Origin of the sequence: Actinoplanes utahensis (assembly GCF_016862455.1) — a bacterium.
In the GTDB taxonomy this organism is placed as follows: domain Bacteria; phylum Actinomycetota; class Actinomycetes; order Mycobacteriales; family Micromonosporaceae; genus Actinoplanes; species Actinoplanes utahensis.
The window spans coordinates 1-12,395 of sequence record NZ_BOMZ01000036.1 but is presented as its reverse complement, the minus strand read 5'-3'; the positions used below and the strand labels follow the sequence as shown (position 1 = coordinate 12,395).

General features: G+C 70.8%; 9 protein-coding genes. 5 read left to right on the top strand and 4 right to left on the bottom strand.

Annotated features, from left to right (window positions below; genetic code table 11):
• Positions 1–251: 251 nt before the first annotated feature.
• The 4 genes from Aut01nite_RS12500 to Aut01nite_RS12485 all read right to left on the bottom strand — a co-directional run bounded on the left by Aut01nite_RS12500 (position 252) and on the right by Aut01nite_RS12485 (position 7,550).
• Positions 252–3,296, bottom strand: coding sequence for a M4 family metallopeptidase (locus Aut01nite_RS12500; RefSeq protein WP_052164588.1), 3,045 nt, complete (start codon positions 3,294–3,296; stop codon positions 252–254).
• A gap of 50 nt (positions 3,297–3,346) precedes the next feature.
• The gene (locus tag Aut01nite_RS12495; protein WP_043533064.1) at positions 3,347–5,353 is read right to left on the bottom strand and encodes an ATP-binding protein; all 2,007 of its coding nucleotides are present in this window, start codon (positions 5,351–5,353) and stop codon (positions 3,347–3,349) included.
• An 11-nt stretch (positions 5,354–5,364) separates the two neighbouring features.
• Complete coding sequence (locus Aut01nite_RS12490) at positions 5,365–6,711, bottom strand: carboxyl transferase domain-containing protein (RefSeq protein WP_043533065.1); 1,347 nt, start codon at positions 6,709–6,711, stop codon at positions 5,365–5,367.
• A 161-nt stretch (positions 6,712–6,872) separates the two neighbouring features.
• Positions 6,873–7,550: a Crp/Fnr family transcriptional regulator gene (locus Aut01nite_RS12485; RefSeq protein ID WP_014447921.1), complete on the bottom strand. Its 678-nt coding sequence runs from the start codon at positions 7,548–7,550 to the stop codon at positions 6,873–6,875.
• Positions 7,551–7,755: 205 nt separating this feature from the next.
• Here Aut01nite_RS12485 and Aut01nite_RS12480 point away from each other — a divergent pair, with 205 nt between their 5' ends.
• The 5 genes from Aut01nite_RS12480 to Aut01nite_RS12460 are packed head-to-tail and all read left to right on the top strand — an operon-like array spanning position 7,756 to position 12,280.
• On the top strand, positions 7,756–8,925 hold the full coding sequence (locus Aut01nite_RS12480; RefSeq protein WP_043533066.1) for a CapA family protein: 1,170 nt from the start codon (positions 7,756–7,758) through the stop codon (positions 8,923–8,925).
• Between the two features lie 18 nt (positions 8,926–8,943).
• Positions 8,944–9,795, top strand: a complete 852-nt coding sequence (nth, locus tag Aut01nite_RS12475; RefSeq protein ID WP_043533067.1) for an endonuclease III — start codon at positions 8,944–8,946, stop codon at positions 9,793–9,795.
• Positions 9,792–10,343 carry a TlpA family protein disulfide reductase gene (locus tag Aut01nite_RS12470; protein ID WP_043533068.1) on the top strand — a complete coding sequence of 184 codons (552 nt, stop codon included), beginning with the start codon at positions 9,792–9,794 and terminating at the stop codon, positions 10,341–10,343. Before nth ends, Aut01nite_RS12470 begins: the two co-directional genes overlap by 4 nt.
• Positions 10,344–10,359: 16 nt before the next feature.
• Positions 10,360–11,073, top strand: coding sequence for an NUDIX hydrolase (locus Aut01nite_RS12465; RefSeq protein WP_043533069.1), 714 nt, complete (start codon positions 10,360–10,362; stop codon positions 11,071–11,073).
• Positions 11,074–11,101: 28 nt separating this feature from the next.
• Entirely contained in the window at positions 11,102–12,280 is a 1,179-nt protein-coding gene (locus tag Aut01nite_RS12460) for a MarP family serine protease (RefSeq protein ID WP_084000077.1), read from the top strand.
• Positions 12,281–12,395 lie beyond the last annotated feature (115 nt).

Genomic DNA, 12,395 nt, shown 5'->3' with positions numbered 1-12,395 from the left:
TCGCGGCGGCCACGGCAGGCGTCGCCTCACGACCGTCCCCCGGTGCGGGTCATGCATGCCCGCCGCGGTCATGGGGGTAGCGGTGACCATCGCCTTCGGCCCGGTGGCCGCGCTGCGGCCCGAACCGGCGGCCACCTCGCGCGGGAGCCACGGGACGATCGGATCCGGCGGAGGGCGGTCGTTGACCCGTACCGCGAAAGGGCCGAAAAAAGAGGCGGACCGGGAGTGACCCGGCCCGCCTCTCTCACCGATCAGCTTGCTTTGACGGTGAAGTTGCCGCTGATGCCGGTGGCGTTCTGGGTGCCGCCGGCGACGACGACCCGCAGTGTCCAGGTGCCGCGGGTGAAGGCGCGGGAGAACGAGTACGCGCCGTTGGAGTACATCCTGGTGGTGGCCAGGTCGACCCAGCGGCCGCCGACCGCGTGTTGCAGGGTGACCAGGGTGCCGGCACGCACGGGGCGGCCCGAACCGCCGATCGTGATCTTCTGGCCCGCCTTCGGGGTGGCGGTGGCGGGCTTGGCGGAGACGGCGTAGCGGACCGCGATCCACGGGGCCGGGGAGGTGGCCGGCCAGATGCCGGCGCGGCCGTCGAAACGCAGCCGGTAGGCGGTCGTGACCGTGGGGCGGACCGAGGCCTGCCAGGCCCCGTTGGAGTACAGCTGGACCGAGCTCACCCGAACCCAGGTGCTGCTGCCGGCGGCGAGTTGCTCCAGCGTTGCGGTGGTGTTGGCGATCGGCGAGGAACCCTGGAGGACCTTGCCGCTGAGCGTGACCGCCTGACCGTCGGTGATCACCGTCGCCGACAGACTCAGCGAGGCGGTGGCCGGGGCGATCGTGACGGTCTTCGCCGCTCCGTCACCGGCCTTGCTCGTCGCGTGCACGCTGAAGGTGTAGGTCTGCCGGGGGTCGAGCCCGGAGACGGTGTGCGTCTGGGCGCTGGCCTTGAGCTTGGTCTCGGTGCCCGGGGTGACCCGGACGACGTAACCGGTTCGCGTCGAGGTTCCGGCCTGGGAGGTCGGCGGCTCCCAGGCCAGGGTCGCGACGCCGGCGCCTTCGGGGATGACGGTGAGGTTGTTCGGCTCAGCCGGCAGACCGGCCGGGAGGATCTCCCACTGGATCGAGCCGGAGACCTGGTTGCCGTCAGGGTCGGTGCCGGTCAGCACCGTGGTTCCGGAGCCGGCCTTCGTCGGGATGCCGGTGATGCTGGCGACGTAGAGGCCGCTACCGGGGACCGGCTTCGGAACCGACAGGTCGAGGCCCTCCGGCAGGCCGGTCGCGGTCACCTTGAACGCATCCCACGGCTGATCGTCGATGTCCGGTTCCTCGGTGAACGTCGCACCGAAACCGCGGAAGACGGGCGTCTCCACGTATCCCGTCATGGTCGGGGCGATCAGCTTCATCACCGGCGGACCCTTGACGACCCAGAGCAGGTAGTCGTAGTCGCTGTTGCCGTCGGGATCGGTCACGGTGATCTTGCTCAGTGGCCGTCCCCGGATAATGGGCGTACCGCTGATCAGGCCGTTCGCGTCGATCGTCACGCCGGCGGGCAGCCCGGTGGCGCTGAAGGTCAGCTGCTGCTTCTGCGGGTCGGTGGCGGCGGCCTGAATCCGAACCGGTTTGCCGATCTCGGCGGCGGGCGAGCTGTCCGGGAACGGCAGCATCGACGGCGTGCCGTAGGGCAGCTGCGTGCCGTCCAGACCGACGGCGCGCCAGGCAACGTCGACGGTGTTCCGCTCGACGCTGTCGGCGCCGTAGAGGTCAGCGGCCGCGCTCAGGGTGGCTTCCCGGGCGTTGGCGTAGTTGGAGTTGGAGACCATGTAGAGGGTGAGCGCGCGGTACCAGATCCGGGCGGCCTTGTCGTTGCCGATGCCCACCACCGGTGCGGCGTTGCCGCAGGGCTTGCTGTCGCCCCAGGCCGAGGCGCCGCTGCCGACGGCCAGGTTGTAGAAGAACTTGTTGCCGATGCCGGACGAGTAGTGCACGTCCAGGTCCTTGGTGGTCGGCGTCCAGCACGAGACGGACTTGCCGTCCTTGCTGGGTTCGTCCATCCAGCGGGACGGGGTGCCGTCGAGCCGGGTCTTCTCACTGATCGTGTAGTCCGGCTTGTCGGCCGGATTGGCGGCGGAGAACTCGACCAGAGTGCCGAAGATGTCGCTGCTGGACTCGTTGAGGCCACCGGACTCGCCGGAGTACACGAAGTCGGCGGTGGCGTCGGTGAGCCCGTGTGCCATCTCGTGCGCGACGATGTCGATGGGCGTATAGGGGTTGCGGGTGGCCGGGTCGCCGTCACCGAACGCCATGCACCTGCAGGTGCCGCTCCACCAGGCGTTGTTCTGCTTCACGAACTCGTGGACGTAGGCGGTCGTGCCCTTGCCGTCGTTGAACAGACCCGAGCGGCCGAACGTCTCCTGGAGGTAGTCCCAGGTCTTCGCCATGCTGTAGAGCACGTCGACGCCGTCGGTGGCGCGATCGAGGCGGGTGCCGTCGCCCCACGCGTTGTCCGCGTCGGTGAGCTCGGCGGACGCCCCGATCTGCGAGTAGTAGTCGTTGTTGAGCGCGTCGCGGACGGTGTTGCCGCCACGATCCGGGTCGGTCAGCGTGTAGACGCCGTCCGCCCGCTTCGTGGTGTTCAACTCGACGTCCCCGACGTGCAGGCCCTTACCGGTGCCCTTCTCCCCGGTGTGCACGGTCTCGTAGGAGAGCCGGACCTTCCCGGTCGTCGCGTCGACGACGACCACCTTTTCGGCGCCGGTGATCTCCCAGGCGAGCGCGGGCTTGCCGTCGAGAGCGTCGACGACCAGTCGAGCCTCGACCTTGCCGCGGAGCCCGGCGGTCTTGATCGCCTGTTGCCGGCTGATCTTCGCCGTCGCCGGGACGTCGATCACCTGGTCCTGAGCCACCGTCGCGCTCCGGAAGTTGCCGGACGCGTCGGAGTGGACCACGAAGTCCCCGCCGAGCACCGGCAGTCCCTGGTGGGTGCGGTGGAACCGGACGTGCTGCTCACCGCTCGGATCCACGGTGGTGTCGACCGGCCGGAACACGTCCTCGGGCGCGGACTTGACCGCCGCGCTGTTGCGGCGCACCTCGGTCTGCGCCTTCTCGGCCGCGGCAGGTGCCTTCTTCCCCGGCGCCGGTGACGCCGGAGTCCCGCTCGACGCGGTCTTCGCGGCTGCCGGCTGCTCCTGTGCGAGCCGCGCGGTGCTGTCGTCGTTGTCTTCGGCGATCGCGCAGCCGCCACCGGTGAGAACCAGTGTGGCGGCGAGCGCGATCAGGGTACGGCGATGCCGTACTGCCATGCGTCTGTCCCCCGTCAGTAATCGATGACGGTGGAACGATACCGGTTCGTTTACTCCGGATCGAGCACGGCCAGCAATTCACCGGTGTCCACTTCGGCCCCCGGCTGCACCGGCAGCGAGGAGACCACCCCCGCGGACGGCGCGTGCACCGGATGCTCTAGCTTCATCGCCTCCAGGGTGAGCAGCAGCTCACCAGCGCGAACACGCTGGCCGGGCACCACCAGGACGCGCCGGACGGCGCCCGGCAGCGGGGCGATCAGCGAACTCTCCGCGGCCTCCGGCGCCGGCAGCGGGAACCGGGAGATCTCCCGCAACGCGACCGACCCCTCTGGACTGTCGACATAGGAGACGTCGCCGACCCGGTGCACGTGGACGGCGAGCCGGATGCCCTGCACGTTGAGGACCACCCGGCCGCTGCCGGCCTGGACCACCACCACCGGCGGGTGCTCGTCGGCGACCGGGGCCTGCCCGAGACCGGCCAGATCGAGCTCCTCGGGATCGATCGCCCGCACCCACCAGCCGGCCAGCTCACCCTGGCGGTTCATGCGGTAACCGACCTCGACCGGGCCGGTGGGGCCGTCGTACACCGCGGACTGCGAACCGGACGGGACGTTGCGCCAGCCGGACGGCAGCGAGCTCAGCACCGGCGCGGCGGCCCGCCGGGCGGCGGCCCCGGCCAGCGCGGCGGCCAGGCAGGACAACCGGACCGCGTCGACCGAGGAGAGCAGCGGGGCGAACACCTCCGGATGCCGGTCCAGGAAGCCGGTGTCCACGTCGCCGGCCCGGAACGCGTGGTGCCGCAGCACCCGGACCAGCAGGTCCCGGTTCGAGACGACACCGTGCAGATGGGTACGGGCCAGCGCCGACGCCAGCATCCGGGCGGCCTCCTGGCGGCTCGGCGCCCACGCGATCAGCTTCGCCAGCATCGGGTCGTGGTGCATGCCGATCACCGAGCCGTCCGAGACCCCGGCGTCCAGGCGCAGGCCCGGCTGTGGGAGCGGGCGGAACTCACCGGCGATGTCCGGCACCGCGAACCGGTGCAGGGTCCCGGCCGCCGGCAGCCACGCGTACGCCGGGTCCTCGGCGCAGATCCGCACCTCGATGGCGTGCCCGCGGATCGGCGGCGGGCCGGGCATCGGCACGCTGCCGCCCTCGGCCACCAGCAGCTGCAACCGGACCAGGTCGTAGCCGGAGACGCACTCGGTCACCGCGTGGTCGGCCTGGAGGGTCGGGGTCAGCTCGAGGAACCAGAAGTCGCCCCGGGAGTCGAGCAGGAACTCGACCGCTCCCGCACCGACATAGCCGAGCGCCCGGACCGCGATGATCGCGGCCCGGCACAGGTCCTCGCGCAGGGCCGGGTTCACCGCCGGGGACGGGGTCTCCTCGACGATCTTCTGGTACCGGCGCTGCACCGAGCACTCCCGCTCACCGAACGGGATCACCGCGCCCTGCGCGTCGGCCAGGATCGGCACCTCGATGTGCCGGACGTTGCTCACGTACGGCTCGCAGAACACGTCCCCGCCGACCTCACGCCGGGTCGAGGCGACCGCCTCGGCGAGCGTCCCGGCGTCCCGGACCACCCGCATGCCGGTGCCGCCGCTGCCGGCCGCCGGTTTGATCAGCACCGGGAAACCGGGCACCTGGTCCGGATCGGTGAACGTCGGCAGGACCGGCACCCGCGCCTCGGCGACCAGCTTCTTCGTCTCGATCTTGTCGGCCAGGGTGCGCAGGGTCGGCGGTGGCGGGCCGACCCAGATCAGGCCCGCGTCCACCACCGCCTGCGCGAACCGGGAGTTCTCGGCGAGCACGCCGATCCCCGGGTGCACGGCGTTCGCCCCGGCCCGCTGGGCGGCCGCGATCAGGGCATCGGCCTGCAGATACGTGGCCGACGGGGTGTTGCCGGGCAGGTGGACCGCATAGTCGGCCTCGATCACGTGCGGCGCATCGGTGTCGGCGTCGGAATAGACGGCGACGGTCTCGATGCCGACCAGCCTGCAGGTGGCGAACACCCGGCGGGCGACCTCTCCACGGTCGGCCACCAGAAGTCGTCGGATCACTGGTCTACCTTTCAAGATCGGAACACGCCGACGTGTCCGGCGCCCTCCACAGCCGCGCTGTGCGCCGCGGAGAGGCAGAGGCCGAGGACAGTACGGGTGTCGCGGGGGTCGATGACGCCGTCGTCGGCTCTGCTCGCGCCGGCCGAGGGCCAGCTGAAACGGAACCGGGCTTCGTCGGTGCGCTCGGCGACGACGTCGCCGACGGTGAGGAGCAGGTGCGGCACGGTGGACCGGCTGATCGCGTGCGCCATCGGGGCGTCGTGCCGGGTGTCGTGCTCCTCGTCGGCAGGTGTCCCGATGTGCCGCAGGAAGAGGACCGGGGTGGCCGTCGCGTTCGCCAGGTGCAGGAAGTGCACCACCTTCTGCGCCTCGACGGCCGAGCACGACCGGTTCGGTACGGCGAGCACGCCGAGCGGATACCCGTGCAGCTCACCCCAGCCGGCCGGGATGCCGGCGGCGTGACCGGGCTTGAACTCGTCGAAGTCGCTGTCGTCGAGAACCCGGGCGAACACCTCGCGCGGGTCGAACACGGCCGGGTCGGCGGCGGCCAGGGTGAGCAGGTCCTCCGCCTCGTGGCGGGGCGGGAGCGGGCGGGTGGTCCGCGGCGGCGGGCCCTGCTTGCGCCAGTTCAGCCGGCGCACGCACTGCCGGGCCAGCCGCAACCCGTCCCGTTCGTCCTCGGCGAGCTGATCGGCGGGCCCGTCCGGGCCGGCCGGCACCACCGGGGTGGCGCGCACCTCGACGCCGGCGGGACCGTTTATCGGCTGCGGGTGGATGGTCAGAACCTTGGCGTGACCGCGTACCCGGATCGTGTAGTCGGAGAGAGCCGGCAGGTAGGAGGCGTCGCCGGTGGTGGCGCCGAACACGACACAGATCGACGGGACCCGGTCCGGCGGGAACAGGCCGCCGGAGGTGCCGTTGTCACCGGCCGACTCGACCAGGTGGACCATCGGGAGCCGGTTGACCGAGGCGATCGTGGTGGCCCGCCGGATCTTCTCGGCGGTGTACGGGTTGACCGCACCCTCTTCCACGGTCGGATCGTTCGCCACGACAACACACTCGACACCCTCGACCACGCCGATCCCGGTGACCACGCTGGCGCCCACCGGATACTGCGAGCCGCGGGCGGCGACCGGGCACAGCTCCAGGAACGGGCTGTCCTGGTCGAGGAGCATCTCGATACGTTCCCGGGGCAGCAGTTTGCCGCGGGCGTGGTGGCGGGTCACGTACTTCTCGCCGCCGCCGGCCCGCGCCTCCTCGAGGGCGGATTCCAGGTCGGCGAGGCGTTCCAGGGTGGTGCTGCGACCCTCCAGATAGGCGGGATCGCGCGGGTCGAGCGCGGTGTCGAGCACGGTCATCCCGCCACACCCCTGCCTGCCTTCAATGCCGCGCCCTTCCCTGTCCACGCCGGTGCCTCTCGGCCACCTCGGTAACGAGTGGCCGTGCGGATGCGACACGGACAGGTGTAACGGCACGATTAAGGGGCCGTCGGTGAAGACGGCCCCTTATAAGTGGCGGGTCAGACGCGGGCGCGGCGAGCGAGGCGCTCCGGGTCCAGGATGATCACGCTCTTGCCGTCCAGGCGGAGCCAGGCGCGCGACGCGAAGTCGGCGAGCGCCTTGTTGACCGTCTCCCGGGACGCGCCGACCAGCTGGGCCAGTTCCTCCTGGGTGAGGTCGTGGGTCACCCGAAGGACACCGCCGTCGCGGGTGCCGAAGCGGCCCGCCATCTGCAGCAGGTTCTTCGCCACCCGGCCGGGGACGTCGGTGAAGATCAGGTCGGCGAGCGCGTCGTTGGTGCGGCGCAGGCGGCGGGCCAGCACGCGCAGCAACTGCTCGGCGATCTCCGGCCGGTTGTTCAGCCAGGGGCGCAGCGACGACTTCTTCAGCCGGGCCAGGCGGCTGTCGGTCACCGCGGTGGCGGTGGCCGTCCGCGGGCCGGGGTCGAACAGGGAGAGCTCGCCGAGCATGTCGGACGGGCCCATGATGGAGACGAGGTTCTGCCGGCCGTCAGCGGCTCGGCGCCCGAGCTTGATCTTTCCGGACAGAACGATATACAGGCTGTCGCCGGCCTCGCCCTCGTTGAAGACGACGTCGCCCTTGCGGACTTCGATCGTGTCCATCTCTTTGGCGAGCGCCTCAGCGGCTTCCGGGTCTACACCCTGAAAGATTCCGCTCCGGGCCAGTACCTCATCCATCGCCGCACCTTTCGAAAACGCGCAACGTCTGCGCTCGATCAGTCTAGGCGCACGCGGGCGGGAAACGGGCGGCCACCCCTTGATCCAGATACTGGACGGTAACAAGATTGCCATCTCCGCCGGTGACAATTCGGCGGTCCGGTCACATCAGGACGGTCCTTTCGTCTGTCGATCCGCTTGCGCGCCGACGGTATCGTCCGCGTCGATGAATCTGCACCCCCTGTCCCACCGTAAGAAGCGGCCTGTTCTCGCCGTCACTATTGCCGCCTCTGTGCTGGTTGGATCCGGTTTGGGGGGATGTGGCCTGGTTGGTTCCGACGACCAGCCGGTCTGGAACTCCCCGGCCGCCACCGGCAAACCGGCCGCCACCACCAGCGGCGGTCCCGTCCAGGAGTCCGCCCCGGTCGAGTCGATCAGCCTGTCCGCCACCGGCGACATCATCATGGGCGACGCACCGAACAAGCTGCCCGCCCGCGACGGTGACGGCTTCTTCGACTCGGTGGCGTCCAGCCTCGAGTCCGACCTGGTGATGGGTAATCTGGAGCAGCCGCTCACCGGCGACACCGGCACCTCCAAGTGCGGCACGCCGAAACGGCCCAACTGCTTCGCCTTCCGGTCCCCGCCGAAATACGCGGAGCACCTCAAGGAGGCCGGGTTCCAGCTGCTGAACACGGCGAACAACCACTCCAAGGACTACGGCGCCCAGGGTTACCGGAACACGGTCGAGGCGCTGGAGGCCGCCGGGCTGGAGCACACCGGCGCCGAGGACCAGATCACCGTGGTCGACGTGAAAGGCGTCAAGGTCGCCGTGATCGGCTTCTCGCCGTACGCCGGCGCCAACAACCTCAACGACCTGGACGCCGCCGCGGCGATCGTGACGAAGGCCGAGGGCCAGGCGGACCTGGTCGTGGTGCAGGTGCACATGGGCGCCGAGGGCTCCGACAAGTCGCACGTGAAGCCGGGCAACGAGCTCTACTTCGGGGAGAACCGTGGCAACCCGATCAAGTTCAGCCGGACGGTGATCGACGCCGGCGCCGACCTGGTCGTCGGGCACGGGCCGCACATCCTCCGGGGCATGGAGTTCTACCAGGGCAGACTGATCGCCTACAGCCTGGGCAACTTCGCCGGCGGCGGCCGCACCCTGTCGCGTACCGGCGACCTGAAGTACTCGGGCGTCCTGCATGTGTCGCTCACCAAGGACGGCCGGTTCGCCGGCGGCAAGTTCGTCTCCACCTACCTCGACGACGTCGGGGTGCCGACCCGGGACAAGACGAACGAGCGCGGTCGCAAGATGGTCGCCGAGCTGTCCGAGGCCGACTTCGGCGCGACCGCGGCGGTGATCGGGGCGGACGGGAGCATCAAGGCGCCGGCGTGACCGACGTACTCTTTACCGGTGACCCGACCGCGCGCCGCGACCCTCTCGCCCCAGCGCTTCGCCGGTGAGACGGTCCTCGGCCGCAAACGCCGGGCCCGCCGGATGGCGCGGGTGCTCACCGAGACGCACCCCGACGCGCACTGCGAGCTCGACTTCAGCAATCCGCTCGAGCTGGCCGTCGCGACCATCCTCTCCGCGCAGACCACCGACGTCCGGGTCAACCAGGTCACGCCCGAGCTGTTCCGGCGCTACCGGTCGGCCGCCGACTACGCCGCGGCCGACCGCGCCGAGATGGAGGCGCTGCTCCGCCCCACCGGCTTCTTCCGGGCGAAGACGAACTCGCTGATCCGCCTCGGTCAGGAGCTGATCGAGCGGCACGACGGGCAGATCCCCGGCAAGCTGGACGACCTGGTGAAACTGCCCGGCATCGGGCGCAAGACCGCCAACGTGGTGCTGGGCAACGCGTTCGGCGTGCCGGGCATCACCGTCGACACCCACTTCCGGCGGCTGACCAACCGGTTCGGCTGGGTCGACGAGCAGGACGAGGTGAAGATCGAGTTCCTGGTCGCCGACCTGATCGAGAAACGCGACTGGACCATGCTGTCGCACCGGGTGATCTTCCACGGCCGGCGGGTCTGTCACGCTCGCACGCCCGCCTGTGGGGCGTGCACGCTGGCGAGCATGTGCCCGTCGTACGGCGCCGGCCCGACCGAGGCGGCCCCGGCGGCGAAACTCCTGAAGGGACCACGGGCGCGTGACCTGGCCGTGGCCGCGGGTGTCGACCCGGACCTGGTGCCCGCCGCCGCGGTGCCGATCCTGGAGGAGGACGCCGCGGCAGACGCTCCCGCGTCCGTCCCGGAGGAAGCATGAAGCGGCTGCTGGCGGCGATCGCCGCGGTCCTGCTGCTGTCGGGCTGCACGGCCGCCGTCGACCCGGACGAGCCGGAGATACCCTCCCCGTTCGCCTTGTGCGACGGCCTGACCACCGCCACTCCCGCCGCATCGGAGATACCCGACATCTCCCTGCGGTGCTTCACCGGCGGCGCCGACGTGCGGCTGCGTGACCTGCGCGGACCCGCGGTGATCAACCTGTGGGCGTCCTGGTGCGGCCCCTGTCGGGACGAGCTGCCGGTCATCCAGGGGCTGGCCGACCGGGCACAGGGCCGGTTCACCGTGATCGGGGTGAACACCGGCGACAGCCGGAACAAGGCCGCCAGCTTCGCCGCCGACCACGCTGTCACCTTTCCGACGCTCTTCGACCAGGACAAGCGCCTGCTCGGTGCGCTCCGGACGACGATGTTGCCGGCCACCGTGTTCATCGATGCCGACGGGAGGATGGACGTGCATCGTGCCGCCATGGATGTCGACCAGGTGATCGAACAGGTCAAGAAACACTTCGGCGTTACGGTGACCCGATGAGCGCGGGCGGGACGAGATGAGCCGGGGTGTGGTGCTGGAGCGGCCGGACGGGCTGCCGGATTGGTTCGACCCGCTGCTCACCCGGGTCGCCGTGTGCCGCACCGAGGATTTCACCACCCTGCGCGCCCCGATCGGCGGCGGCGGCCGGGCCAGCGCGGTCCTGGTGCTGCTCGGCGAGGACACTCCCGGGGAACCCGATCTGCTGATCCTGCAACGGGCCGCGACCATGCGGAACCATGCCGGCCAGCCCGCCTTCCCGGGCGGCGCCACCGACCCGGAGGACGCCGACGCGCCCGCCACCGCGCTGCGCGAGGCCAGCGAGGAGGTCGGCCTCGACCCGTCGTCGGCGGAGGTGCTGGCCCTGCTGCCGGACCTGTGGATCCCGGTCAGCGGCTTCGTGGTGACCCCCGTGCTGGCCTGGTGGCGCAAGCCCCATCCGGTGTACCCGCTGCAGGCGACCGAGGTCGCGCACGTCGCCCGGTTGCCGATCAGTGAACTCGCCGACCCGGAGAACCGTATCCGGGTGCGACATCCGAGCGGCTGGGTCGGGCCTGCGTTCCAGATCCGGGGGCTGCTCGTCTGGGGTTTCACGGCTGGGGTGATCTCGACGTTGCTGGACATGGCCGGGTGGTCGCGCCCGTGGGAGCCCGGACGGGTGGTGGAACTGCCCGGCGCCGCCGCGCCGGTCCCGGCCGCCCGTGGCGGTGCGCCCGACGAGGTGCTCCCGTGAGATGGCCCCCGACTTCTACGCTGAATGAGTGCCCGTGGTCGATATCTTCCTGATCGTGCTCATGGTGCTGTTCGCGATCAGCGGATATCGCCAGGGCTTCGTCATCGGCGCGCTGTCGCTCGGTGGCTTCTTCAGCGGTGTGCTGATCGGTCTCCAGTTGGGCCCGCTCATCGCCCGCCAGTCCGAGAACGGCACGGTCCGCCTGGTCGTCGCGCTCGGCGTCATCCTGGTGCTCGCGGTGCTGGGCCAGACCCTCGCCGGGTGGCTCGGCACCAACCTGCGGCAGAACATCGAGAGCCGTCCCCTGCAATACCTGGACGATGCCGGCGGCGCGCTCGTCTCGGTCGTCGCCGTGCTGTTCGCCGCCTGGCTGGTGGCGGTCCCGTTCGGTTCCACGCCGTTCCCGGCGATCAACGCGGCGGTCCGCGACAGCGCGATCCTCGGTGGAGTCGACGAGCTGGTCCCCGAGCAGGTGCAGGCGCTCTCCGCCGGGCTGCGCGACACCCTGGACACCAGCGGCTTCCCGGACGTCTTCGGCGGGCTGGCCCGCACCCAGGCCCGTGAGGTGGCCGCCCCCGACCCGGCTCTGGCCGGCTCCAGGGTGGTCAAGGAGTCGAAGAGCTCGGTGCTGAAGATCCTCGGTTCGGCGCCGAGCTGCTCCCGCCGCATCGAGGGCACCGGCTTCGTCTACGCCCGGGAGCGGGTGATGACCAACGCGCACGTGGTGGCCGGCACCGAGGAGGTGGTGGTGGAGAGCGGCGGCCGCGAGGTGACCGCCCAGGTCGTCGTCTACGACCCCAAGCGTGACCTCGCCGTCCTCTACGTGCCGGGCCTGAAGGCGCCGGTGATGCCCTTCGCCGCCAAGGAGGCCGGGACCGGCGCCAGCGCGATCGTCCTCGGCTATCCCCAGGACGGGCCGTACAACGCGCAGTCCGCCCGGATCCGCGAGGTCAGCGACATCCCCGGCCCCGACATCTACAAGTCCGGCGACGTGACCCGGGAGATCTACACGATCAAGTCGCTGGTCCGCAGCGGCAACTCGGGCGGCCCGCTGATCGCCCCGAACGGGGACGTCCTCGGCGTGATCTTCGCGGCCGCGGCCGACGATCGGAACGTCGGATTCGCCCTGACCGCCCAGGAGGCCGCCCCGGTCGCCAAGGCGGGCCTCACCAACAACGAGCGGGTGCGCACCGGCAAGTGCGCCTGACCGGCTCTCCGGGCCGCTGCAGGGGGTCAGCCGGTGGTGGCGTCTCCGGGCGGCTGAAGGGGTCAGCCGGTGGTGGCGTCTCCGGGCGGCTGAAGGGGTCAGCCGGTGGTGGCGT